Origin of the sequence: Alcaligenes phenolicus (assembly GCF_032063905.1) — a bacterium.
GTDB classification, from domain to species: Bacteria; Pseudomonadota; Gammaproteobacteria; order Burkholderiales; family Burkholderiaceae_B; genus Alcaligenes; species Alcaligenes phenolicus.
Genome location: NZ_DAMBOE010000010.1, coordinates 85627 through 108562, shown reverse-complemented (window position 1 = coordinate 108562; position 22936 = coordinate 85627). Strand labels below are relative to the sequence as shown.

At 57.5% G+C, this 22936-nt stretch carries 23 protein-coding genes; 18 read left to right on the top strand and 5 right to left on the bottom strand.

Translation table 11 applies throughout. The annotated features are described in order from the left end of the window. Positions 1-116: 116 nt before the first annotated feature. Genes U2949_RS17860 through U2949_RS17820 form a run of 9 tightly spaced genes read left to right on the top strand, consistent with a single transcriptional unit; the run spans position 117 to position 8438 of the window. Positions 117-374: a hypothetical protein gene (locus U2949_RS17860; RefSeq protein WP_009462197.1), complete on the top strand. Its 258-nt coding sequence runs from the start codon at positions 117-119 to the stop codon at positions 372-374. Next, positions 371-1633 (top strand): hypothetical protein, encoded by a 1263-nt coding sequence (locus U2949_RS17855; protein WP_321289164.1) that lies wholly within the window; start codon positions 371-373, stop codon positions 1631-1633. Before U2949_RS17860 ends, U2949_RS17855 begins: the two co-directional genes overlap by 4 nt. Beyond that, positions 1630-2232 carry a pilus assembly protein TadE gene (locus tag U2949_RS17850; RefSeq protein ID WP_321289162.1) on the top strand — a complete coding sequence of 201 codons (603 nt, stop codon included), beginning with the start codon at positions 1630-1632 and terminating at the stop codon, positions 2230-2232. The genes U2949_RS17855 and U2949_RS17850 overlap by 4 nt, the downstream gene beginning before the upstream one ends. Next, positions 2229-2849 (top strand): hypothetical protein, encoded by a 621-nt coding sequence (locus tag U2949_RS17845; protein ID WP_321289160.1) that lies wholly within the window; start codon positions 2229-2231, stop codon positions 2847-2849. The genes U2949_RS17850 and U2949_RS17845 overlap by 4 nt, the downstream gene beginning before the upstream one ends. Continuing rightward, positions 2846-3727: a Flp pilus assembly protein CpaB gene (gene cpaB, locus U2949_RS17840; protein WP_321289158.1), complete on the top strand. Its 882-nt coding sequence runs from the start codon at positions 2846-2848 to the stop codon at positions 3725-3727. Before U2949_RS17845 ends, cpaB begins: the two co-directional genes overlap by 4 nt. Continuing rightward, positions 3724-5094, top strand: a complete 1371-nt coding sequence (locus U2949_RS17835) for a type II and III secretion system protein family protein (protein ID WP_321289156.1) — start codon at positions 3724-3726, stop codon at positions 5092-5094. Before cpaB ends, U2949_RS17835 begins: the two co-directional genes overlap by 4 nt. After that, positions 5084-6733, top strand: coding sequence for an ATPase, T2SS/T4P/T4SS family (locus U2949_RS17830; RefSeq protein ID WP_407654205.1), 1650 nt, complete (start codon positions 5084-5086; stop codon positions 6731-6733). The genes U2949_RS17835 and U2949_RS17830 overlap by 11 nt, the downstream gene beginning before the upstream one ends. Continuing rightward, complete coding sequence (locus U2949_RS17825) at positions 6730-7575, top strand: type II secretion system F family protein (RefSeq protein ID WP_257722639.1); 846 nt, start codon at positions 6730-6732, stop codon at positions 7573-7575. The genes U2949_RS17830 and U2949_RS17825 overlap by 4 nt, the downstream gene beginning before the upstream one ends. A 2-nt stretch (positions 7576-7577) precedes the next feature. Further along, complete coding sequence (locus tag U2949_RS17820) at positions 7578-8438, top strand: type II secretion system F family protein (protein WP_266140660.1); 861 nt, start codon at positions 7578-7580, stop codon at positions 8436-8438. A gap of 398 nt (positions 8439-8836) precedes the next feature. Here the strand turns inward: U2949_RS17820 and U2949_RS17815 are convergent, their stop codons facing one another. Both U2949_RS17815 and U2949_RS17810 read right to left on the bottom strand, forming a co-directional pair. Continuing rightward, positions 8837-9613: a BPSS1780 family membrane protein gene (locus U2949_RS17815; protein WP_026483380.1), complete on the bottom strand. Its 777-nt coding sequence runs from the start codon at positions 9611-9613 to the stop codon at positions 8837-8839. 14 nt (positions 9614-9627) lie between these two features. Then, on the bottom strand, positions 9628-10599 hold the full coding sequence (locus tag U2949_RS17810; RefSeq protein ID WP_026483379.1) for a homoserine kinase: 972 nt from the start codon (positions 10597-10599) through the stop codon (positions 9628-9630). 203 nt (positions 10600-10802) lie between these two features. Between U2949_RS17810 and dusA the strand changes: the two genes are divergently transcribed. Further along, the gene (dusA, locus tag U2949_RS17805; RefSeq protein WP_266140661.1) at positions 10803-11795 is read left to right on the top strand and encodes a tRNA dihydrouridine(20/20a) synthase DusA; all 993 of its coding nucleotides are present in this window, start codon (positions 10803-10805) and stop codon (positions 11793-11795) included. Between the two features lie 21 nt (positions 11796-11816). Here dusA and U2949_RS17800 read toward each other — a convergent pair whose 3' ends face one another. Together U2949_RS17800 and U2949_RS17795 are read right to left on the bottom strand one after the other, a co-directional pair. Further along, positions 11817-12278 (bottom strand): CBS domain-containing protein, encoded by a 462-nt coding sequence (locus U2949_RS17800; RefSeq protein ID WP_009462173.1) that lies wholly within the window; start codon positions 12276-12278, stop codon positions 11817-11819. Next, the gene (locus tag U2949_RS17795; RefSeq protein ID WP_321289147.1) at positions 12262-13617 is read right to left on the bottom strand and encodes a YihY family inner membrane protein; all 1356 of its coding nucleotides are present in this window, start codon (positions 13615-13617) and stop codon (positions 12262-12264) included. Before U2949_RS17795 ends, U2949_RS17800 begins: the two co-directional genes overlap by 17 nt. An 80-nt stretch (positions 13618-13697) precedes the next feature. Between U2949_RS17795 and U2949_RS17790 the strand changes: the two genes are divergently transcribed. From U2949_RS17790 to U2949_RS17760, 7 genes are all read left to right on the top strand, one after another. Continuing rightward, positions 13698-14108, top strand: coding sequence for a DUF2069 domain-containing protein (locus U2949_RS17790; RefSeq protein WP_035274661.1), 411 nt, complete (start codon positions 13698-13700; stop codon positions 14106-14108). 10 nt (positions 14109-14118) lie between these two features. Beyond that, positions 14119-15585 (top strand): protein adenylyltransferase SelO, encoded by a 1467-nt coding sequence (locus tag U2949_RS17785; protein ID WP_321289146.1) that lies wholly within the window; start codon positions 14119-14121, stop codon positions 15583-15585. 98 nt (positions 15586-15683) lie between these two features. Then, positions 15684-16745, top strand: coding sequence for a chorismate synthase (gene aroC, locus U2949_RS17780; RefSeq protein WP_045929988.1), 1062 nt, complete (start codon positions 15684-15686; stop codon positions 16743-16745). A 66-nt stretch (positions 16746-16811) separates the two neighbouring features. After that, positions 16812-17639, top strand: a complete 828-nt coding sequence (locus U2949_RS17775; RefSeq protein ID WP_063690485.1) for a M48 family metallopeptidase — start codon at positions 16812-16814, stop codon at positions 17637-17639. A 292-nt stretch (positions 17640-17931) separates the two neighbouring features. Continuing rightward, positions 17932-19398, top strand: a complete 1467-nt coding sequence (locus U2949_RS17770) for a sensor histidine kinase (protein ID WP_321289142.1) — start codon at positions 17932-17934, stop codon at positions 19396-19398. Next, positions 19395-20033 carry a response regulator transcription factor gene (locus U2949_RS17765; RefSeq protein WP_026483370.1) on the top strand — a complete coding sequence of 213 codons (639 nt, stop codon included), beginning with the start codon at positions 19395-19397 and terminating at the stop codon, positions 20031-20033. The genes U2949_RS17770 and U2949_RS17765 overlap by 4 nt, the downstream gene beginning before the upstream one ends. Before the next feature lie 94 nt (positions 20034-20127). Further along, positions 20128-20628, top strand: a complete 501-nt coding sequence (locus tag U2949_RS17760; protein ID WP_210938461.1) for a GlcG/HbpS family heme-binding protein — start codon at positions 20128-20130, stop codon at positions 20626-20628. Positions 20629-20884: 256 nt separating this feature from the next. Here U2949_RS17760 and U2949_RS17755 read toward each other — a convergent pair whose 3' ends face one another. Beyond that, on the bottom strand, positions 20885-21316 hold the full coding sequence (locus U2949_RS17755) for a carboxymuconolactone decarboxylase family protein (RefSeq protein WP_026483368.1): 432 nt from the start codon (positions 21314-21316) through the stop codon (positions 20885-20887). A 181-nt stretch (positions 21317-21497) separates the two neighbouring features. On the opposite strand from U2949_RS17755, the gene pdxR reads away from it, so the two are divergent. After that, the gene (gene pdxR, locus U2949_RS17750) at positions 21498-22931 is read left to right on the top strand and encodes a MocR-like pyridoxine biosynthesis transcription factor PdxR (protein ID WP_321289139.1); all 1434 of its coding nucleotides are present in this window, start codon (positions 21498-21500) and stop codon (positions 22929-22931) included. Positions 22932-22936 lie beyond the last annotated feature (5 nt).

Here is a 22936-nt window from a genome sequence, read left to right as displayed (position 1 = left end):
GGGGTGTAATGAGCCGATAAGTAGTAAAGCCGGACAAGCCCATCCGGCTCGGCTTTTGCGAATATTCTGGCCCGCTGCCAAGGGGCAGACTGTGAACTGACTTTTGGGAGATTCCAATGAGACAGTTCATCAGGCGGCAGCGCGGCCAGGGCATGGTCGAGTATTTAATTATTGTGGCTTTGGTCGCTGTGGCGGCTATTGCCGTTTATCAGTCCTTTGGTCAGGTGATTCGCAACCAGACCGCGGCTATGGCCAAGGAACTGGCGGGGGAGGATGGCTCCGAGCAGACTCAGCAAGCGCAATCGGCCGCTTCGGCTGCGGCCGCGCAAGGCAGTGCCAAGAGCCTGAAATCCTTTACGGGCAATGCGCAATGAGGCCGCCCAACCGACCACAAGAGGGGGCTGCGCTGGCCTGGGGGCTGATCGCGCTGGCACTTCTGTCTGTCGCCTGGGGCGGCTACTATCATGTGAACCAGATTGCCGAGCAACACGGGCGTTTGTCCCTGGTGCTGGATGCGGCTGCCTATGGTGCGGCCACCGAGCAGGCACGTACCTTGAACCTGCTGGCTTATATCAACCGGGCGCAGTTGGGGCATCAACTGGCCTTGGGGCATTTGTTGACCTTGGCAACATGGGACAGGGCAGCGCAAACCCAGTCCGGGCAAGCGCGTAGGGCGAATCCGCCTGTGCACTTGGTCGCCATGATGTTTGGTCCTGCACATGGGCTGGCGTATACCCAGGCGCGATCGGCTGGAGACAATCAGCAGGCGTTGGAGCAGGCTTTTCAGGCCCATCAACGTTTGATTCAGGACGTGCTGGCGCTGGCCCAAAAGCAATTGGTAGAGGGTTTACCGCAACGGCGACAAGCCATTATTCAGGCGACCTTGGATGGCAGTTTGCCGGATTGGCCTGCTCAAGCCATCCGCTGGCAGTTTGAGCAGGACGATTGGCCGCAGTTTCTGTCGCTACAGCCCGGACAAGCCCAGTGGCAGTCGGGCTTGGCGCATCTGGTGTCTTTATACGGGTTTCTGGCCCCACGGGATTACGAGGCTCGCTCTTATCCCGGTGTCGATCGGCGTTGCCCCTTGTGGCGGCATCGTTTGCGTCGTGCTGGTCGTACCGAGTTTGACCGTTCGGGCCGCTGGCATTCCAACGATACGCAGTCCATGCATATGGTTCGTTCCAACCGTTGGATAGGCTGTTATTTCCGTGAATATGCCATGGCCTGGGCCTTGCAAACGCCAACTCATGCGTCCGGAATTGATGCGCCAGACGACTTTTCAGGGCAGAGCTTCTGGAAGTGGGCGCTGGAGCAGGGCAATGGCTCTTTGCTATCGGCTCAAGGCAATACAGTGGCGCAATCCTGGGCGCGACGAGATGCCAGCACCTGGAGTCAAAGGTCATGGGTAGACGGGTATACCTTGGCTGATTCTGAAAAGAGAGCAGGCCCCGATCTGGTGCTGACATTACAGGCCCAAGGCAATTTGGGACAAACCGTTCATACACGGGCGGCGGCGCAATCGTTTTTCTCGTTGCCACCGGATAGGGCAGATTCTGGTGTGGATGCCAAACCCAGCCTGTTTTTGCCTTTTTGGCAGGCACGGCTGATGGATGCAGGAGGCCGCCGATCATGAGCACGCGACAAAAAGGAATCGCACTGGTCGAGGCCTGTTTGCTGGGTGTGGTGTTGGGCCTGATGGTGATGGCGGGGCGCTGGCTGATGCAGCAGCAGTATCGCTTGCAGCAAATGCAGCAACGCACGCATTTAAGCCTGTTCATGCACGATGCTCATGGCATGCCGGTTTCAGCAGTGAGTAGTTCAGTTCAAGAAGCAGCACCAGTCTATTTTTCTGAATCCCCGATAGCGACCACCCAATCCTTGCAATGGGAGCTCTTGAGCCTGCGTAGTGGGTTCTGGGCGGCACAGTCGCGCGTTTCCATTCCGTGGCCGCGCTGGCTGGCTGCTCTGCCCACCAAGACACCGTTGCAGCGGCAATCCCGGCTGTGGGCGGCTGCGGGGCAGGCTAACAGTACACAACAAACTCGTCAGCGTTTGGAAAACAGTACGACTGCTTGGGGTCAGGCTATGGCCTCAAGCCGGCCCGCTGCCAGAGAAACGATACGGCAGGCAGGGCCTATGGATGCGGCCTGGGGGCGGACACCAGCCGATTTGGATTGGCTGAGCCGGTGGCAGGATTACGTGCCGGATCATGGATCCAAGGAGCGGTCATGAGACAGCTGCTTGCCTTACTCTTGCTGTTTTTCTTGATGTTCAGCCCTGTGCCGGCCAAAACGCAGCCTTTGCTCCTACCTTTGCAGGATTCCCAAGTTCAGTGGGATCAAGGGCAAATGGCACAGACCGATGTTGGACCTGTGTATAGCTGGGGACTGAGCACAGACCTGGATGCGCAGACCTTGGCTTCTCGTTTGGAGCCATTCTGTGGAGCTCATTACGGCGCAATCAGATTGGAAGGGCAATGGGTATTTCTGCGTGCCAAAGATGGCAGGAATTGCGTTTTGTGGTTGGAGGATGTACAGGCCTCGACCTTGTCGGGTTTGTTAAGTGTTTCCGAACACAGTCAGCCTGTTTCCCCCTCATCGGTTTGGACAGCGCCACCCGTTGCTGGTGTCGTCCTGTGGCAACACGAACAGCCAGGGCAAGTGCAAAGCTGGCTGTTGAAGGCCGAGCCTGGATGGCAAGCCGATTTGCGTCGCAAGGACTGGGGAGCCGAGGCGGGCGAGCGTTATTGGCGCAAAGGCCCGGCCGAGCTGGATGTAATGAAGCTGGAGCATGAGCAGCAGCGCTACTTGCTCTTGATCTGCCGTGCCTGTGGAAAGGAGGCCTCATGATTCGGGCGAAATTCTTGTGGCTATGCCGTCATCCCAGCGCAGGGTTTGGCCTGCTGGCCTTGGTGGCTGGTTTGATGGCCGCCGGGACCAGCAGTCGTTACTTGGACCGGCAGGAGGAGGCTCTGCGGCAGGCGGCGCATCGTGTGCAATTGGATAGGGTGGTAGCCGCCTCCAGTCTGACAGCGGGGACGGTGTTGCAGGCGGAGCATTTGGCCGCCCGCGCCTTTCCTGCTGAACTGGTGCCTAGTGACAGTTGGGATGTGGCGCAGTTTGAGAGTCTGCTAGGGCAAGTGTTAAGCCAGCCTTTGCGGGCAGGGGATTTGATCAGCAAGGCGCATGTGCAGGAGGTCAGCAGTCCATTTTCACAGCAATTGCTATCTGGCAGGCGTGCCCTGACTGTGCCGGTGGATGCGATCAGTTCGGTGTCGGGGTTGATCCGGCCTGGAGATCTGATCGATATTTATGTCAGTTTTGACGACCGGCAGCGGCGGGTAACGGCCCCCTTACTGCAGTCTGTTCTGGTTTTGGCGACCGGACAAAAGTCGGGTGAAGGCTCGGCCACGGCCAGATTGGATCAGGATGCCTACAACACCTTGACGCTGGATGTAGGCCCGGACGATGCCTTGAAGTTGCTGGCGGCCAGGCAACATGGACGCATCAGTGCCTTGCTGCGTAATCCGGATGACCATACCCCCCATCAGGCTGCCGTGCGGGGTGAGCTGGCTGACATTCTTGGTCTGGGGCCGGGTGCAAGGCCCAAACAGCCTGTACAGGTTTTGTACGGCAACAGACCGGCAGGCCAACTTGGCCAGGCAGAAGTGGAGCGCCTGGGTTGGCTGGATATGCCGGACGGCTTTTCTATGGGGCAGCAACCATGAGCAAAAATCGCTATTGGTGTAGGCTGGCCGCTGTGAGTTTGCTGTCTGGTGCCCTATGTAGTGCAAGTTTGCAAAGTCAGGCCCAGGGCTTGGGGCTGCAAGTCGGTGAGTTGATGGTTTTGCCTGACACGCAGGTGGAGCGGGTGGCGGTCGGCGACGGTGATATTGTTCACGCCGTCACCACGGAATCGGGCGAGTTGATTCTGTTTGCGCGCAAGACGGGCAGCACGGTGGTGCAAGTCTGGTCCCATTCCGGGCAAAGCCAGTCCTACCAAATTGAGGTGTCGCCAGAAAATCATAGGCAAACCTTGGCGGAGCTACGAAGTTTGCTGGAACGCATTCCCGAGTTACGCATCAGCGAACTGGGTGGCAAGCTGGTGCTGGAAGGAGAAGGTTTAAGTGATCAGGACAAGCAACGCATTCAGGCATTAAGTCAGGAACATCCTCAATTGCTGGATTTTACGCAGCAGGACGGTTGGGAACCAATGGTCTTGCTGGATGTGCAGGTAGTGGAGGTACCGCGCAACAGTCTGCGAGAGCTGGGAGTGCGTTGGGACGGGAGTTCCCAAGGTGGTTTGAGTATGGGCGGTGCCTGGGATGCGGCTACTCATCAGTTTCTGGACAGGCCAGGTGAAGCTGTTTTGCCTTTGGCATTTCCTGCCAAGCAGGGGGCGGCGTTCTTTGGCGTTGGCGCATTGATGTCTGCTCGCGTTCAGGCCATGGCACAGGAAGGACATGCGGTCGTACTGGCGCAACCGCAGCTATTGGCACGCAGTGGTTCTCAAGCCGAGTTTCTGGCCGGAGGGGAACTGCCTTACACCACCACGGACGACAAGGGAAACAGCAAGACCAGCTTCAAGCCTTACGGTGTGTCGCTGCGCATTGTGCCGCGAGTCGAGCGTGGCGGGCTGGTGCGCTCGCAGATCGAGGTGGAGGTTAGCTCCGTTGATGCCAGCCTGTCCCAACCAGCGGGGCCGTCTTTGAAAACCCGACGAGCCTCGACCGAGTTCAATGTGCGTTCAGGACAGACACTGGTGCTGGCAGGGTTTATCTCGCGCGAAGAGTCCCGGCATGTGGATCGTCTACCGGGATTGGCCAGTTTGCCAGTGCTGGGCGCCTTGTTTCGTTCCGAACGCTTTGCCCGACAGGAAACGGAGTTGGCGGTATTTGTGACCCCGACTTTGGTGGCTGCGGAACATCCTGATTTGCTGGCTCGGCAGGCCAATGCTACCCAGTGGTTGGATCAAACTTTTCCTGATGCTCCGCGCTTGAATACACCTGTGCGTGCCATCCCCAAGGGAGCAGGGCGAGGCACCTGGTCGCAATGGGTAGAACCTGATAGTGAGGTATTTCGTGTTGAACCTTGAGCTTGAGTCGGAGCTGGGGACGACGCGCCCCTGCACGGTCAGTTTGCCGGCCTTGATAGGGCGTGACCCGGCCTGTGATGTGGTTCTGCCGTCCTGGCGTATCGCGCGCCAGCATGCCAGTTTTCTGGAGCGGGCGGGCGCGGTGTACATCCAGGATCACGGCTCTTTGACGGGCGTACAGCTTAACGGCAAACGGGTTTATGACGATGGGCCTTTGCGCTTGGGCGATGTGCTGGTGCTGGGAGGGTTCAAGTTGCGCATTGCCGGTTTTGGGCAGAAGGTTCTGCCCAGAGTTGACATGGCCGTTTCGGACTTGGGAAACCCACCGGAAACCTCAACACCACAGTCCTTTACGATGGAAGAACCGCGTCAGACACCACAAGGTGAGCAAGGTTTTTTCCCTCCTGGGCAAGCTGATCTTCCGGTATCCGATAGTGATCTGTTCAGACAGGAACAGCAACGCCTGCATCAAGCCTTGTTGAGTGCGTTGGAATTGGAGCGTCGAGACCTCTCCCGCGTCACAGACAGACAGTTGAAGCAGGAAGCCTTTGATTGCTTGGGTCGTTTGATCCAGGCCCAATGTGCTGTCCCCAAGCATGAGCAAGCCAGCCTGCAAGCCAGTGTTTGTGCCGAGGCGGTGGGTTTGGGCCCTCTGGAGCCTTTACTGGCTGATGCCTCGGTCTCGGAAATTATGGTCAATCATTATGATCGGGTATTTGTTGAGCAGGCGGGGCGGCTTCAAGCCCATCCCCTGGTGTTCAGCAGCGAGTCGGCCTTGCGGGCGATTATTGACCGCATCCTGGCTCCCTTGGGTAGACGGCTGGATATCAGCTCGCCCGCAGTGGATGGGCGCTTGGCCGATGGCTCGCGTTTTCATGCGGTACTGTCGCCTATTGCGGTCAAGGGAACCTGCGTGACCATACGCAAGTTCCCCAAACGACGCCTGGGGCTGGAGGACCTTTTGCAGACGGGCAGTTTGTCGCCGGAGATGGCCGCTTTCCTGCAACAGGCGGTGCAGCAGCGCTGCAATATTCTGGTCTCGGGCGGAACCGGTACGGGCAAAACCACCTTGCTGAATGTGCTCAGCACCTGCATTGATTCTGGCGAACGAATCGTGACCCTGGAAGACGCGGCCGAGTTGCAGTTGCAGCACAGCAATTGGGTGGCCTTGGAGTCACGGCCCGCGAATGCAGAAGGTCAGGGGCAGGTGGATATACGGAGTCTGCTGCGACAAGCCTTGCGCATGCGGCCAGACCGGATTGTGGTGGGAGAGTGCCGGGGCGCGGAGGCCTTCGATATGTTGTCAGCCATGAACACCGGCCACGAAGGCTCGATGGGGACCTTGCATGCGAATACGCCTCGCGATGCTTTGTCCCGCCTGGAAGGGATGGTGTTGATGGCAGGTCTGGATTTGCCCTTGCTTGTTGTGCGAGAGCATATCGCGCGGGCTTTGCACATTATCGTGCAATTGAGCCGCTTGCCTGATGGGAAGCGTTTGGTGCACGAGATTGTGGAGGTGACCGGCATCGAGGCGCAGCGTATTCAATTGCAAACCTTGTACAGCTATTGCCCGGAGTTTGGCTTTGCTGCCAGTGGCTTGCGTTCCGAGCATGTTTCGCCTGCAGAGAGGCAAGCATGAGATTTCTCAGTATTTTGCTGATTGTCTTGGGTACCACTGCGTTGGCCTATGTATTGCTACGTTCAGGGCAGCGTCTTGCCAAGCGTTATAGGCAGCAACTGCTCAGGCAGTCCGAGCAGAGTTTGCAATCGCATTTTGTATTTGTGCGCAGTCAATATTTGGCTTTTGGGGCCTGGGCTTTATTGCCTCTGATCTTTTTGACGGTTTGGTGGCTGATGCAGTCGTTCTGGCTGGCAGCAATGGTAGCCCTGCTGGCTGCAGTCACGCCTTTACTGGTTCTGCGCAGGATGGGACGACGGCGCTTGGCAAGCTTACGACGACAGTTGCCTGACTTTGTTCTGTCTTTGGCCTTGAGTCTGCAAGCAGGTTTGGCCTTGCAAGCGGCTTTGCAGCAGCTGTCTCAATCTTTGCCTGCGCCCTTGGGGCAAGAGCTGCGTTTGCTATTGCGTCAGCAGCGCTTGGGGGTAAATGCCAAGGACTCGTATCAAGACCTTCTGGATCGAGTGCCGGTGTCAGAACTGGCCATGTTGCTCAGTGCCTTGCAGATGGGCCAGAGCACGGGGGCTGGATTGGGGGAGCGTTTGAAAATATTGGCGCAAACCATTCGGGCGCGACTGACTATCGAGGACAAGATTGTTGCCTTGACGGCTCAGGCGCGTTTGCAGGCGCGAATCATGTTCTGCTTGCCGGGCTTTGTGGCGGGAGCCTTGTACTTTCTGGATGCCACGGCATTTGAGCAAGCCTGGTTCAATACATTGGGTGTTTGGGTGGCGGGGGCGCTAGTGGCCATGCTGCTGATGGGGCTTTGGTGGATGCAAGTAATCCTGCGAGGGGAGGGGTGATCATGCTCACACTGATCTGGATGCTCTCTGCCTTGAGTGCAGCCTTGTTCCTGATGGCATTCTTGTGGGCTTGGCGCGGTCGTTATCTGCTTTTGCTGCAAGGAGGCAGCAGTTTGGGGCAGGCGGCCTGGCAGGCTTGGGAAGCACCGTTCTCCAGAGTTTTGTATCTATGCCTGTCCCTGCCTTTCATCCATGAGTGGCCGGAGCGATTGTGGGGTTCTTATGCCAACGAAGTACGGGGCTTTCTAAGTAAACGCGTGGCTTTGACCGGATTGCTCACAAGTCTTGTCAGCGCCTTTTTGTTGACGCAGGGAGCTTCCTTGATGGAGCTTCTAGGCTTGGCGGTGACAGGTCTCCTCTTGAGCATATTGCAGGCTATCTCACGGGGAAGAAAACTGCAGCGTCAGCATCATTTCCGTTGCCGCCGGGACTTGCCATTTTTTCTGGATCTGCTGGTGCTGGCTGTCGAATCCGGGTTGGGCTTGCAGCAAGCCTGGGCGCGTGCAACGCAGGCTCTACCGCAAGGCAGTCTGCTGATCAGCTTGAACAAGGTACAGGGCGAGGTTCGGGCGGGACGACGTTTGCCGCAAGCCATGCGCAATGTCGCTTTGAGTTTCAGACAGGCAGAGCTGGAAGAATTGGCCTTGTCTTTGGAACTGGCACAGGACACGGGTTTGTCCTTGGCTTTGTTGCTACGCGCTCAAGCAGAAAAATTGCGTAGTCATTTGCACTTGGAAGCCGAGCAAAGAGCCCTCAAGCTACCCGTTTATTTGCTGGCCCCCTTGGTCGTGTGCATTTTTCCCTGCACGTTTCTGGTGATTGCGATGAGCCTGTTAGGTCCGTGGCTAGCAGGGGGAGCTTGAGAGATGCCTGGATTTGTATTGGTTAAACAGCCGTCGCAACAGGAGCAACAACAGCCTTTGTATTTATTCGATGCTCATACTTTTTGGGCCCGCTGGCGCGGCTGGAAGGCACTGCCACAGAACAAGGCTTTCGCAACTGCTGTGTGGCTGCGGCCTTGCCGAGCCGTTCATCTATGGGGAATGCGGCAGGCTCTGGATATCTGCTTTCTGGGTGAAGGTGATCAGCCCTTGAGATTTTGTCCGGCTGTACCTGCGGGAGCGATACTTTGGCACAGAAAAGCCAGATCGGTATTGGAGGCGCCGGTCACTTTTCTGTCGGGGCCGGAGCAGTTTTCGCCCTGGACCGCCGCCCTGCAGGAAATACGTCAAACAGGGGGTGGGGTATGGCTGGACCGGGCTTAGCCTTGTGCGGCGTCGCGCATCGGATCACCAAACACGCTGCGGTAAGCCGGGTAGAAGCTGGCGTAAAGAATGGCAGCCATCGCCAGATTGATAGGCGTCAGCACCATGGTGGCCGTGCCTGGGCTTAAACCCGCTCCCAGCAGCAATTCGCCCAGGGTCTGGATAGCGAAGAAGGCAGCCGCCCAGCATAGGCCGTAAAGCAGGAAGGCGGCCTTGTTGCGCCAGCAAGCCACCATGGAAAAGAACAGGGCTTGCTTGACTGGAATGGCATGCCAGCCTACCAGGGCCGGAGCGTGCCAGAACAGGGCGGACAGGCCCAGGTACAGTACGAAGAACAAAATGATGGGCTTGCGAAAGGCCGCCATGACCTCCTGTGGAGTGGCATTGCTGTTGTCCATCAACTGGGACAGCTCATTCACAAAAGGGAAAGTCGCCACAAAGCCGACGACGAGGCAGGCTAACAAGTAAATGATGCCCAGTTTGATCAGGCGGTTGCGTACCGGGGCGGGCTTCAAGGGCTCGGTCCACATGCCCAGGCGAATGACCTCTCCCTCATGAATGCGGCGACAGGCATTCTGAATGATAAAGGTCATGGTCGGGACCAGCACGATCAGCACCATCTGGCCGATGATGGGGAAAATATTGCTCAGATTGATCAGGATGGAGGTGATCAAGCTCCAGAAGAACAGAGCAGCCGGTTGCAGCTTGAACAAGCGCAATCCTTCCTGAATCCAGTACCACCCGTAAAGAAAGGGGAGCTTGGCAGCTTGCATATCAGTATCCGTGTTTATCGAGGGAGCGCCGGTACAGCATGGTCGCGACGCTGGCGCAGCACACGCTCAAAGTGCCGCGGATCGTGCGGCTTGAGGGTTTGAGCGGGGCGGGGCAGATAAAAGTCGTACAGGCGCGAGATCCAGAAGCGCAGCGCGGCGGCCTGAATCAGTATAGGCCAGGCGCTGTGCTCGGCTTCGGTAAAGGGACGTACCTGGGCGTAGGACTCCAGCCAGGCCTGGGCCTTTTCCAGGTTCAGGGCACCGCTCAGGCGGTCGATACACCAGTCGTTTACGGCAACGGCCACATCAAACAGCCAGGTGTCGCAACCGGCAAAGTAAAAGTCGATAATGCCGCCCATCTGGGGCGCTTCCGAGGTGCCGGCAAACAGCACGTTGTCGCGGAACAGGTCGCAGTGAGCCGGGCCTTGTGGCAAGGAGCGATAGGTGTCGCTGTCGGCAAAGCTGCTTTGTTCTTGCAGAACGGTCTGAATCAGCTCGGACTGGCTCGCATCCAGGAAAGGCAGAACCTGGGGAACGGTGGCTTGCCACCAGCTCAGGCCGCGCAGATTGGGTTGCTCCAGGGGAAAGTCCTGAGCGGCCAGGTGAGCCTGGGCCTGGGTGCGGGCGATCTGGCGGCAGTGTTCAACCGTGGGCTCGGGCTCGTAACCACCACGCAGGCGCGTCACAATCGAGCAAGGCTTGCCGTGCATGACACAGATGCGTTTGCCATCACGGCGTGTCATGGGCTCGGGCACTGGGACACCTTTGGCGGCCAGGTGGTGCATCAGCTCGATGTAGAAGGGCAGTTGTTCCAGCGTCAGGACTTCAAACAAAGTCAGAACGTACTCGCCCTGGGTGGTGCTCAGAAAGTAATTGGTGTTTTCAATGCCGGCGGTAATGCCACGTAAGGAAACAAATTCGCCAATTGTGTATTGTTCCAGCAGTTCGCGGGCGTCAAGTTCGCTGACAGAAGTAAAAACAGCCATGCTTTCAGTGAGGGTCCGGTTGTTGGCGCACTATCAGGCGCGCAAGTATGTCAAACGGCCGATTTTAGACCAGTGCGCTCGCTTTTTGGAGCCTTGCGGCGATTTACCGCGCTTTATCTTCATCCTGTGGTCGGCTGAAACCATTAAAATGGGTGTTTTCCCTTTTTCACCAAGCCTGCAATCAGGCGATTTGCTCCCTGTTTATGACTAATTTTGTGATGCCGGACAGCCAGATGTGGCGTTTGAGTGTGGCGCCCATGATTGACGTGACTGACCGCCACAGCCGCTTTTTTCATCGTCTGCTGGCGCCGCGCGCCTTGCTGTTTACTGAGATGATCACCACCGGTGCACTGACGCACGGCGATCAGGCACGTCATCTGGATTTTGATCAGGCAGAGCATCCGGTGGCCTTGCAACTGGGTGGCAGCGACCGGGAGGCCTTGGTGACCAGTGCTCTGGCAGGTGAAAAGTGGGGCTACGACGAAATTAATCTGAACTGCGGTTGCCCCTCGGAGCGGGTTCAAAAGGGTGCTTTCGGTGCCTGTTTGATGAATGAGCCGCAATTGGTGGCTGACTGCGTGAAAGCCATGCAGGATGCGGTGTCCGTGCCCGTGACGGTAAAGCACAGGCTGGGGCTGGATTACAACGAGTCCTATGATTTTGTGCGGGATTTTGTGGGGCTTCTGTTCGAGTCCGGGTGCCGTGTTTTTACCGTTCATGCTCGCAATGCAGTCTTGAAAGGCTTGTCGCCCAAGGATAACCGGGAGATCCCGCCTTTGCGCTATGACATGGCCATGCAGTTGAAAAAGGACTTTCCCGAAGCACTGTTCATCTTGAACGGCGGCATTCACGAGACCGATCAGGCTGTCGAGCTGGAAGAGCAGTTTGATGGCGTAATGCTCGGTCGCGCCGCTTGGCACACCCCGGCGGTCTTGAGCGATATTCACCGCCGCCTGTGGCCCGAGGATCTGCTGCTGGATGAAGACTCGGTCGTCGAGCAGATGATTGCCTACGCCCGCCCTCATGTGCAGGCCGGTGTACCGCTGCGCATTGTGATTAAAAGCATGCTGGGCTGGCCGCACGGCAAGAAGGGCGCACGACAGTGGCGTCGTACCTTGTCCGATCACACTTGGCTGGCCAAAAACGATCCAGGCCTGCTTGCGCAGGCCTGGGAAGAATTGCAGCGCCGTCAGTAAAGACGGCAGGATCCGGGTGGATCAGGACGCGCTGGCTTGTTCGGAATCGGTAGGCCAGTCGCGGATATAGGCTTTGAGCATATTGTTCTCGAACTGCTGGGCGTGAACAATGGCGCGCGCCATATCAAAGAAGGAAATAACCCCCATCAGCACCGGGCCGTCCATTACGGGCATGTAGCGTGCGTGGTTGTTCAGCATCAGGCGCTGCACTTCGTCGGCGCTGGTGTTGGGAGTGACGCTGACGGGGGCGTCATCCATGATGCTGCGCACGGTAAAGCCCTGGGCTTTGTCACCCTGGGCGTGCCAGTGGCGAATGATCTCGCGAAAGGTCAACATACCCACCAACTGACCATGCTCCATGATCACCAGCGAACCGATATCCAGCTCGCTCATGCTCTGTACCGCTTTTTCGACGGTCATTTCGGGGGTGCCTGTATAAAGCGTGTCTCCCTTGACACGCAGGATTTCACTGACTTTTAGCATACTGGGTCTCCTGACCGGGATCGGCGTTTAGTATGGCTGGTTGTCCTGTCAGAATGCCTTGTGGCGACTCAAACAGTTCTTCCAGATTGGATAGTCGCTGATCGAAAAACTGAGAAAGATAATTGAATACATATTCTAGCGGACCCTCGTGGGTATGGGCGCGGTCCAGCAGAAATGCTTTGGTAAGTTGTTTCAGGCTGACCTGACGCAGATCGCAACTCAGTACCCACTGTTCGTCATTGTCTTGCTGGGTATCAGCAATCAGCCCCATGGACTTGAGCTTGCATAAAATGCCGTACAGCTCGTCCGGGTCACGTTCCAGCTTGTGGCTGAGTTCACGTACGCTAAGTCCCTGCGGGTTCTGACGGTTCAGCCACAGCTGGTAGAGCAGGTTCACGGCATCAGTAAAGGCGATGCCGGGCACATTGGTCTTGACCCAGTTGCGGCCACGCCAGTCGGGCAGAATCGCCACCATGGAGGCGCCCAGCAGGACGATCAGCCAGGAGATGTAAATCCACAGCAGGAAGATCGGCAGGATGGCAAAGGCACCGTAGATAATCGTGTAGGTGGGAAAGCGGGTCAGGTAAAAGGCGAAACCGGCCTTCATCAGCTCCAGCAAGGCGGCGGTGACTACCCCACCAATCAGCGCATCGCGCCACCATACGCGGCGGTTGGGCACATACATGAACAGCGCCGTCAGCCCCAGGGCGGTAAACAGGAAGGGGACGTAAGACAGGGCAAAGGTCACTATGCCGGACAAGTCGCCGATATAACCCAAGGACTCGCGAGCCAGAATGGTCGTAGCCCACAGGCTGGCACCGGTCAGAATCGGGCCCAGCGAAATAATGGCCCAGTACACCAGCAGGCGTTGCCCCAGTGGGCGTTGCACGTGTACCTGGAAAATATTGTTGAAGGTCTCGTCAATGGTCATGATCAGCATGATGGACGTGACAATCAGGAACAAGCTGCCTACCGCCGTCAGGCCTGACGCTTTGGAGGCAAACTGGTTCAGATACAACATGATGTTTTCTGACACCACTTCGGGCATCAGATTACGGGTCAAGAACCCTTCCAGGGCACTTTCAAATTCCTGAAACAGTGGAAAGGCCGTGAACAGCGCCAGCACCACCGTCAGCATGGGGACAATGGCCAAGATCGTGGTGTAGGTCAGGCTGGAGGCCACCTTCATCAGATCTTTTTCGGCCACCCGCTTGATGGCAAAACGCGCCACACTTAAAAAGTGATGTTTGGCAGTGGGGGCGGGCGAGGGCTCCTGCCGGGATACAGGATCGGTGTTATCTGGGTTCAAGTCTGTTTGTTCAGCTTGCTCAGAGGGCATAGGGAAGTTCTCGTCGTTTTTCATAGCGGTTTGATGCGGCGGACGCTGCTTTTCGACAGGGTTCAGGTGATAATAACAGCATGCATGAACCTTTAAACCCCATACTTCATCGAGTGGCGGCCCTGGCTTTGGTCGCCTTGATTGCTTTGTGCCTGGCCTGGGAGCTTCATTTTGCGCCCTTGAAACCCGGCGGCTCCTGGCTGGTGCTGAAAGTGATTCCTTTGGTGCTGCCCTTGCGCAGCGTGCTCAAGGGCAATTTATATACCCTGCAATGGACGTCCATGATGATTCTGCTGTATTTCGCAGAAGGGGTCATGCGTGCGTGGTCGGATCCGGTGGCAGAAGTGTTGCCTTGGGCGATTGCAGAAATTGTCTTGTCCCTGATTTATTACTTCTGCGCCATTTTTTATCTTTGGCCAGCCAAGAAAGCGGCCAAGCAGCGCAGCAAGGCCGAAAAAGCCGAGGCTGCCAAAGCCGCCAAATCGGCCTAAGGGGGTCTGTATGTCCAGCTTGTTCGATGGCCTGGCCATCAGTCACCATTTTGCGGATTTGCCGCCGGCTTTCCATACGGCAGTTCCGCCACAACCCCTGGCCAATTCTCGCCTGCTGCACGTCAATAAGGAATTGGCGGCGCAACTGGGCCTGGATGTCTCCCGTTTGGGTGAGCAGGAATTTCTGGATGTGGTCAGCGGCCAGGCCCCCTTGCCGGGTGGCCTGACGGTGTCGGCTGTCTATAGCGGTCACCAGTTCGGTGTCTGGGCAGGACAGTTGGGCGATGGCCGTGCGCATTTGCTGGGGCAAATCGACACCCCCACGGGTCCGCAGGAATTGCAGTTGAAGGGCGCTGGTAAAACGCCGTATTCCCGTATGGGTGATGGCCGCGCCGTGCTGCGCTCCAGTGTGCGTGAATATCTGGCCAGTGAAGCCATGGCCGGTTTGGGCATTGCCACCAGCCGGGCTTTGGCGTTGGTGACTTCAGATACGCCTGTGTACCGGGAAACGGTGGAAACGGGCGCGATTGTGACACGTGTGGCCCCCAGCTTTGTACGTTTTGGTTCCTTTGAGCATTGGGCCAACGACCCCACGCGTGTGCGTGAACTGCTGGGTTATGTGCTGCGCGAGTTCTACCCGGAACTGCTGCTTGAAGGCGATTCGGAGCAGGAGCGCGTCTGTCGCTTCTTGCAGGAAGTCACCCACCGCAGCGCCGAGATGGTGGCCGACTGGCAAACCGTAGGTTTTTGCCACGGCGTCATGAATACCGACAATATGTCCATTCTGGGCCTGACCATTGATTACGGCCCTTACGGCTTCATGGACCGATTCCGCGTGAATCACGTCTGTAATCACAGTGACAATCAAGGTCGTTACGCCTGGAATGCACAGCCTGCGATTGTGCATTGGAACTTGTACCGCCTGGCCAGTGCCTTGATGGTGCTTGATCCGGATGTAGATGCGGTAAAAGAGCGTCTACAAAGCTTTGAAGCCAGTTTCCTGAACCGCTATCACGCCAATTTGCAGGCCAAGCTGGGTCTGCGCACCTGGCAGGCGGATGATGCACAACTGGTCGATGACTGGTGGCGTTTGCTGCACAACAGCGGGGCGGATTTCACCTTGTCCTTCCGTGCTCTGGCCCAGGCCAGCAAGGCGCCCGAGGCTTTCTTGAGTCTGTTTGAAGGCTCCGAAGATCAGGCTCAGGCCTGGTGGCAAGCCTATAGCCAGCGTCTGACACTGGACGGTTCCGACACGCCAGAGCAGCGCGAGGCCATGAATCGCGTCAATCCCTTGTACGTCTTGCGTAACCACTTGGCCGAGCAGGCCATTCAGGCCGCTGCCAAGGACGACGCCAGCGAAATCGACACCTTGCTGATGTTGCTGCGCGACCCTTACACCGAGCGGGCCGGTTTTGAGGCCTATGCCATGCCGCCTCCTGAAGGTAGCGCGGAGCTGGCAGTCAGTTGCTCTTCCTAAAAGATCGGGTGCGGTCCAGGGCATGTCCAGATTCGGGAACAATGCCATAATCGTGCCTGTCTTTTATTTTTCCTCATTTCTTTGCGTTCACTCTCTCTATGTCCGGCAATACTCTAGGTAAAAGCTTCCGCGTCACGAATTACGGCGAATCTCATGGTCCAGCGATTGGCGCAGTGATCGACGGCTGCCCTCCGGGCCTGGAGCTGTCTGAGCAGGATATTCAGTTTGAACTGGATCGCCGCCGTCCTGGTACCTCGCGCCACGTGACTCAGCGCCGTGAGCCCGACCAGGTGGAAATCCTGTCCGGCATTTACGAAGGCCGTACCACGGGCACCCCCATTAGCCTGCTGATTCGCAACTCCGATGCACGCAGCAAGGATTACGGCAATCTGCTGGATACTTTCCGTCCCGGCCATGCGGATTACACCTACTGGAAGAAGTTCGAGAACCGCGACCCGCGTGGTGGCGGTCGTTCTTCGGCTCGCCTGACTGCGCCTACCGTGGCAGCCGGTGCGATTGCCAAGAAATGGCTGGCCGAGCACTTCGGCGTGAAGATTCGCGGCTATATGAGCCAACTGGGTCCTATCGCCATTCCTTTCAAAAGCTGGGACGTGGTCGAGCAGAATCCCTTTTACGCGCCGGACTTGGACGTGGTGCCGCAGCTGGAAGCCTATATGGATGAGCTGCGCAAAGAAGGCGAATCCATTGGCGCGCGCATTGAAGTTGTGGCCGAAGGCGTGCCCGCTGGCTGGGGTGAACCTATTTACGACCGTCTGGATGCCGATATCGCCCACGCCATGATGGGGTTGAATGCCGTTAAGGGTGTGTCCATTGGCGCTGGTTTTGACTGCATTACGCAAAAAGGCTCGGAGCACGGTGATGCGCTGTATCCGGACGGTTTCAAGACCAATCAGGCCGGTGGCGTACTGGGCGGGATTTCCTCGGGGCAGGCCGTGACGGTTTCCCTGGCGATCAAGCCTACCGCCAGCATCCGCACCATGCGTCCTTCCGTGAATCGGGCCGGTGAAGCGGTTGAAGTGCAGACACTGGGTCGTCACGATCCTTGTGTGGGCATTCGTGCCACGCCGATTGCCGAAGCCTTGCTGGCCATTGTCTTGATGGATCATTGTCTGCGTCATCGTTCACAGTGCGGCGTCTGAAACTGAGGGTTTGCGCAGGACCCTAGCACTTCATCTTCTTGTCAGGTTTGTTTTTTGGAGCTGAGCATGAAAGGTATTGCGAAAGGAAAACGCTTTTTGGCGGCGGGTTTGATACTGGCCACGACGGGCTGTGCCACCGTACAGACGACGGAAAGCGGGACGGTGGGTGTCGAGCGCAAACAATTCATTTCCAATCTGGTGTCCGAGGCCGAGCTCAATCAGGCGGCCGCCCAGAATTATGCTCAGGTCTTGTCCCAGGCGCGGCAGCAAAAGGCGCTGGATACCGATGCGGCCCAGACTCGTCGGGTCAAATCCATTGCTCAACGCTTGATTGATCAAGTCGGTGTTTTCCGGGCCGACGCCCGCTCCTGGAATTGGGAAGTCCACCTCATCAATGAGGACGAGGTCAATGCCTGGTGCATGCCGGGCGGCAAGATGGCGGTTTACAGCGGTTTGATTAAACGGATTCAGCCAACGGACGCGGAACTGGCTGCTGTCATTGGGCATGAAATTGCTCACGCCTTGCGCGAGCATTCGCGTGAGCAGGTTTCCCAGAAAATGGCGACTTCTTTCGGTTTGACGGTGCTCTCCGCCCTTACTGGTGTGCAAGCCGTGAACGATCTGGGCGGTACGCTCAGCGAAGTGATGTTTGAGTTGCCCAATAGCCGTACCCATGAGTCCGAGGCAGATTTGATTGGTGTTGAGCTGGCTGCGCGTGCAGGCTACGACCCGCGTGCTGCGGTCACCTTGTGGCAGAAGATGGGGGCCTTGGAGCAGGGCAGAAGTCAGCCGGAATTCCTGTCTACCCACCCGGCTTCCTCAACCCGTATTGCGGATTTGCAGGCGATCTCGGAACGGGTCATGCCTTTGTATCAGCAGGCGGCCAAGCCGTGAAAAGCTGATTTTTTGAAATCGAATTTGAAATGAAGAATGCCCTTGATGAGGCTTTGTTGAGGATTGCCAAGCGTCGCTCTCATCATGGAGTGGGAACAGATGCTCCCATATAGACCCCGGATAGATTTAAGCAGGCTTACTTTATTCCGTATCGATTATCTTGCAAGAATTGGGCTGACCATAGGATTTTGCAGTGCAGGCCTGTTCGTGGCCGACGGTCCTTGAAATCTGCGCTCGCAGAAGGTGCCGCCGGCGTATTGATCTGACTGCTTCCCATCCTCACAATGCACTCATGAAATCGCGCCATCGCACTTTTCTGTATGGTTTGTTGATTTGGCTCGGCCTGTCTTTGGCCGGCGCCATCGTGTTGACGCGCGCTGAGCTGGCGCGGCAGCAGGAGGCATTCACGGTGCAAAGCAATATAGCCTACCGGCTGCTGGGCCAGCGTCTGGCCCAGCATGACGCCATTTTACAAATGCTGGCCCTGTTGCAGCCGCCCGTGCAGCGCATTGAACGTCTGGGAACGCTGAAAGCCATGTTTCCCCAGATCATGGCGATCTATCGCGAAGAGAGCGACGTCGCGTGGGCCAATCCGCAATGGCAGCAGGCGCAGTTGCAGTCTCTAAAGGCCGAGCGCGCCGTACTGACGGATGTGCAACTGGCACAAGGGCGCTATGGTCTGCTGGTAGCGGCGCATCCGGCCAGCTTTGCCGTGATGCTGGATTTGAATGCCGCCATTGCCTGGGATGAATGGCCTTTTCGGCGTAATGGCAGTCCCGTGCGCGTGGTGCTGGAGTGGCAGGACCAGCAATGGGTAATCAGTCCTGGGTTGGACCATGCCGGGCCTGTGGTATTCCAGTCAGGCAAGACAATGACTTCCAACAGCCAACCCTTTCAATTGCACACGCGTCGCGTCGTGGGCTTTGCCGACCTGCCTTGGGGACAGGCAGCACTGTTCGCCCTGGCCAGCGCCTTGCTGGTGGCGCTGGTCATCTATGTGCGCAAACAACGTGAACAGACGTTGCGCGCTCAGGAGCTACTGCGTATCGGTCAGGTGGGCCGTTTGAATGCGCTCGGCGAAATGGCCGCGGGCCTGGCGCATGAATTGAACCAACCTTTGACCTCCGTGCTGGCCAATACACAAGCCAGCCTGCGGCTCTTGCAGGATGATCCCCCCGACCTGGTGCCGGCACGTGAAGCCATGGCGCATTCGGTAGAGCAGATCAAGCGTGCGGCCAGCGTGTTGACACGCCTGCGGCACAGCTTGCGTGAAAGCGGTCTGGCTGAGCAGTGCTGCCCGGTGTCCTTGACGCGAGTGTTGGGCGAGGCTGTGCATTTGCTGATGCCGGAGTTGGAGCGGCATGGCATTACCCTGGAAAAACGCCTTCCTTCACACGATGTCGTTGTTGTTGGTGAACCCGTGGCGCTCGGACAAATCATCCACAATCTGCTCAATAATGCCGTATCCGCTTTGGGCGTAGCCCAGACCAGCAATCCGCGCATCTGGCTCGAGGTGTTGCAGCGACAAGGGCGCGTGGAATTGACCGTGCGTGACAATGGCCCGGGAATAGTCCCGCAGCATCTGGATCGTGTGTTCGAGCCTTTTTTTACGACGCGCCCCGACGGCCTGGGGCTGGGCCTGAGCCTGAGCGAGTCGCTGGCTCAGGCCATGGGCGGCGGCTTGAAGGCGTTCAACGATCCCATGGGGGGAGCCGTGTTTGCGCTGGAACTGCAACTCGTGGATGAGGAAGCATCATGAACCCGACTGAAAATGGCTCTAGCCTGTCGCCCTTGATCCACCTGCTGGACGATGATGCCGCCGTGCGTCAAAGCTTGTCCTTGCTGATCAGCACAGTCGGGTTACGGGTGCAGACTTGGGCGGATCCGCAGCAGTTTCTGGAGTCTTTTGATCGGCAGTCTATCGGGGCATTGATTCTGGATGTGCGCATGCCCGGCATCAGCGGATTGACCTTGCTCGATACCCTGATTGAACAAGGCGTGGATCAGCCTATCATTCTGTTGACCGGGCACGGCACGGTGGATATGTGCCGGCGCGCCTTCAAGGCGGGTGCTGTCGAGTTCCTGGAAAAGCCGGTCAGTGACGATGTGCTGCTGGATACGGTTCAGCAGGCCGTGCGTCAGCACGTGCGCCGTCGTGAGCGTCTTGCGGCCGACCAGTGGGTGCGTGAACGTTACACAAGTTTGTCCGAGCGCGAGCGCGAGGTGCTGGCGCTGATTGTCGAGGGCTTGACCAACAAGGAGATAGGTCGTGCGCTGTCGCTGTCGCCCCGTACAGTTGAAACGCATCGTGCCAACCTGTTTGCCAAACTGCAGGTCGATAACCTGGCCCACCTGATTCGGCATTACGCCAGCCTGGTGAGTGTCTCTCCGTAAAACTACGTAGATGCCAGGGTAAGCGTCCGAATAGTCCTGTTCGGGCGGCGCAAGTATAGTTTTTCCATGCCGACAGTGTTGTCGGAACTGATAAATGGAGATTACTGCTATGTTGCGCTCTTCCCTTTTGATGGCGTTGTTGTTCGCCGCTGGCGCCGCCCAGGCCCAGGGTGTGCTGACCGAAAAAAACATCTCCCTGGATCTGGCTAACCGTTTGGCTGCTGAAACCGTCAAGCAATGCTCGGCCAAAGGTTACAACGTGTCGGCGGCTGTGGTTGACCGCGCTGGCGTACTGCGTGCGTTCCAGCGTGCCGACCAGGCCGGTCCGCATACGGTCAATGCCAGCATCGACAAGGCCTATACGTCCGCTTCGGCCCGCAGCCTGACCAGCGCCATGCTGGAGGGTTCGCAGAAAAATGCCGGTGCCGCCAATCTGGGTGATATCCAGGGCTTTCTACTGCTGGGCGGCGGCGTGCCAGTCAAGGTCGGTAATGACACGATAGGTGCCATCGGCGTGGGCGGTGCGCCTGGCGGCCACCTGGACGAAGCGTGCGCCGTAGGGGCCCTGGAAACCCTGAAGGCCGATCTGAAGTAGTCGCATTCCTGCAGATTGGGGAGCCGCCCCTGAACTGCCCCCCGGAACTTGGACATTATTCCAAGCTTCGGGGGTTTACTGCATGGCTAATTCAGTGATCGCTTGATGTGATTGCGGTACGGCCTGCGGTTAAGGCGGGATTGTTGGCAAATAAGCCGACCGTCCAGTGTTGCTGCTGAACGGTCTTATTCCGTCTGAGGGTTGACTTCTGGTGCGGGGTTCTTGTTTCTTGCCGCTGCAGAATCATCACTCACGCTCACTTGCGCATGCTGATAGCCAGGCGGTTGAAGGCGCTCATCAAGGCAATTGCAAAGGTCAGGTCCGAAATTTCTGCATCACTGAAATGCGCTTTCAAAGGCTCGAAGTGCTCGTCGGGTGCATGGGTGTGAGCAATATCCACCACGGATTCCGTCCATTCCAGAGCCGCACGTTCGCGTTCGTCAAAGTGCGCACTGACACGCCATCCTGCCAGACTATCTATCTTGGCATTGAGCACGCCCGAGCTGCGCAAGGAGGCAGCGTGCATTTCCAGGCAAAAGGAGCAGCCGTTGATTTGCGAAATGCGCAAATTAACCAGCTCAATCAACTCTTTGCCCAGACTGCTTTTGTCCAAGGCCAGCTTCGTTTGCAGCAGACCTTGATAGGCTTTGGGAGACAGGGTGTCGTAGGGAAGGCGAAGTGTACTCATGAGGTATCCAATCGAAAGTAAGGCAGGGGGCAGGGCAGACTTTGGTTCTGTGGCTGTGTTTGATGCACTGTTTGTAGCAGTCTAGTCATCAAGCCGGGCTATCTGCTTTACTTGTTGATTATCCATGAGTAATGTCCCAGTCATCAGTGACAAGAAATCATTAATTGACTAGGACATAGGTATGGATCTACGCCACTGGAAACCCAGCCGGGAACCGGGCATTCCTATTTATCAGCAGTTGTACGAGCGCTTTCGGGATGCGATTGCTGCAGGCCAATTGCGCCCCGGCGACCGGGTGCCATCCATACGTAGTCTGGCCAGTGAGCTGAATGTGGCCAAGGGTACGGTGGAGCAGGCCTATCAAATCCTGCTGGGTGAAGGCTACTTTCTGGCACTGGGGCCGGCAGGAACGGTGGTGTCACCGCAGTTGGCCAGTCTGGCTGCGAAAAGATATGCCAGTGTGCCTGCCTCATCCCTGCGCTCCTCGCCATATGTACCCGCCGAAGACTCACCCCCTTTGCCATTTCAGTTGGGTTTGCCGGCTTTGGATGCCTTTCCGCGCAAGACCTGGGCTCGGCTGGCCAATCAGAATCAGCGCTCTTTGGGGGGAGTGGCAATGCGTTACCCCGATCCGGTGGGCTATGCGCCATTGCGGCGGGCCATCGCGGCTTATTTGGGCGTATCGCGCGGCATAGCTTGCCTGCCGGAGCAGATCTTTGTGACGGCCGGGTATTGGGGGGCGCTGGAGCTCGTGTGTCGTAGCGTTCTGAATCCGGGTGATGCGGGCTGGTACGAAAATCCTGGCTATATTTTTGCCCGCCAGTTCTTGAAGCAGGCCGGCATGCACGTGCATGCGGTGCCGCTGGATGAAGACGGCCTGAACCTTATAGCCGGGCAGCAGCATTGCCCACAGGCACGCTTTGCCATCGTGACCCCCACTCATCAAAGCCCCATGGGCATGGCCATGTCCCTGCCCAGGCGTTTGCAATTGCTGGAGTGGGCCAGACAGCAGCAGGCCTGGATTGTGGAGGACGATTACGACAGCGAGTTTCGCTATCACGGACGTCCTTTGCCTGCCCTGAAAAGTCTGGATAGGGACGACAGGGTGATCTATACCGGCACCTTCAGCAAGGTTCTGAATCCCGGTTTGCGGCTGGCGTACTTGGTTGCACCCTTGTCCCAGGTGGAGCGTTTCCAGCAGGCGGCTCATTATTCAGGCGGGCCGGGGTCCATCCTGACGCAGGCCACGGTGGCGGACTTCATGGAGCAGGGCTATTTTGCGCGGCACCTGCGCCAGATGCGGACCTTATATGCGCAGCGACGTGCCTGGTTGGTAGAGGCGCTGGAGCAGACCTTGGGAGAGCGTTTGCAGATACAAAGCCAGGCAGGGGGCATTCATGTGCTCGCCAATCTGAAGCAGGCTGAAGATGACCGGGTTCTGGCCAAGGCGGCGCAGGCAAAAGGTTTGGCGGTACAGGCACTGAGCGATTGGCAAATGCCGCCTGCCGAGCATAAGGGTCTGTTGATGGGCTTTGCCAATATCAGCGATCAACGCATGGCCGATGATTGGGTTCGGCGCTTGAGCGCAGCTATTGCCGTTTTCAGCAATCATTAAGGCAG

Bases quoted from the DNA above. Each gene is read 5' to 3' on its own strand.
- U2949_RS17860 (WP_009462197.1), top strand. From the start codon at position 117: ATGAGACAGTTCATCAGGCGGCAGCGCGGCCAGGGCATGGTCGAGTAT.
- U2949_RS17855 (WP_321289164.1), top strand. From the start codon at position 371: ATGAGGCCGCCCAACCGACCACAAGAGGGGGCTGCGCTGGCCTGGGGG.
- U2949_RS17850 (WP_321289162.1), top strand. From the start codon at position 1,630: ATGAGCACGCGACAAAAAGGAATCGCACTGGTCGAGGCCTGTTTGCTG.
- U2949_RS17845 (WP_321289160.1), top strand. From the start codon at position 2,229: ATGAGACAGCTGCTTGCCTTACTCTTGCTGTTTTTCTTGATGTTCAGC.
- cpaB (WP_321289158.1), top strand. From the start codon at position 2,846: ATGATTCGGGCGAAATTCTTGTGGCTATGCCGTCATCCCAGCGCAGGG.
- U2949_RS17835 (WP_321289156.1), top strand. From the start codon at position 3,724: ATGAGCAAAAATCGCTATTGGTGTAGGCTGGCCGCTGTGAGTTTGCTG.
- U2949_RS17825 (WP_257722639.1), top strand. From the start codon at position 6,730: ATGAGATTTCTCAGTATTTTGCTGATTGTCTTGGGTACCACTGCGTTG.
- U2949_RS17820 (WP_266140660.1), top strand. From the start codon at position 7,578: ATGCTCACACTGATCTGGATGCTCTCTGCCTTGAGTGCAGCCTTGTTC.
- U2949_RS17815 (WP_026483380.1), bottom strand. From the start codon at position 9,613: ATGCAAGCTGCCAAGCTCCCCTTTCTTTACGGGTGGTACTGGATTCAG.
- U2949_RS17810 (WP_026483379.1), bottom strand. From the start codon at position 10,599: ATGGCTGTTTTTACTTCTGTCAGCGAACTTGACGCCCGCGAACTGCTG.
- dusA (WP_266140661.1), top strand. From the start codon at position 10,803: ATGACTAATTTTGTGATGCCGGACAGCCAGATGTGGCGTTTGAGTGTG.
- U2949_RS17800 (WP_009462173.1), bottom strand. From the start codon at position 12,278: ATGCTAAAAGTCAGTGAAATCCTGCGTGTCAAGGGAGACACGCTTTAT.
- U2949_RS17795 (WP_321289147.1), bottom strand. From the start codon at position 13,617: ATGCCCTCTGAGCAAGCTGAACAAACAGACTTGAACCCAGATAACACC.
- U2949_RS17790 (WP_035274661.1), top strand. From the start codon at position 13,698: ATGCATGAACCTTTAAACCCCATACTTCATCGAGTGGCGGCCCTGGCT.
- U2949_RS17785 (WP_321289146.1), top strand. From the start codon at position 14,119: ATGTCCAGCTTGTTCGATGGCCTGGCCATCAGTCACCATTTTGCGGAT.
- aroC (WP_045929988.1), top strand. From the start codon at position 15,684: ATGTCCGGCAATACTCTAGGTAAAAGCTTCCGCGTCACGAATTACGGC.
- U2949_RS17775 (WP_063690485.1), top strand. From the start codon at position 16,812: ATGAAAGGTATTGCGAAAGGAAAACGCTTTTTGGCGGCGGGTTTGATA.
- U2949_RS17770 (WP_321289142.1), top strand. From the start codon at position 17,932: ATGAAATCGCGCCATCGCACTTTTCTGTATGGTTTGTTGATTTGGCTC.
- U2949_RS17765 (WP_026483370.1), top strand. From the start codon at position 19,395: ATGAACCCGACTGAAAATGGCTCTAGCCTGTCGCCCTTGATCCACCTG.
- U2949_RS17760 (WP_210938461.1), top strand. From the start codon at position 20,128: ATGGAGATTACTGCTATGTTGCGCTCTTCCCTTTTGATGGCGTTGTTG.
- U2949_RS17755 (WP_026483368.1), bottom strand. From the start codon at position 21,316: ATGAGTACACTTCGCCTTCCCTACGACACCCTGTCTCCCAAAGCCTAT.
- pdxR (WP_321289139.1), top strand. From the start codon at position 21,498: ATGGATCTACGCCACTGGAAACCCAGCCGGGAACCGGGCATTCCTATT.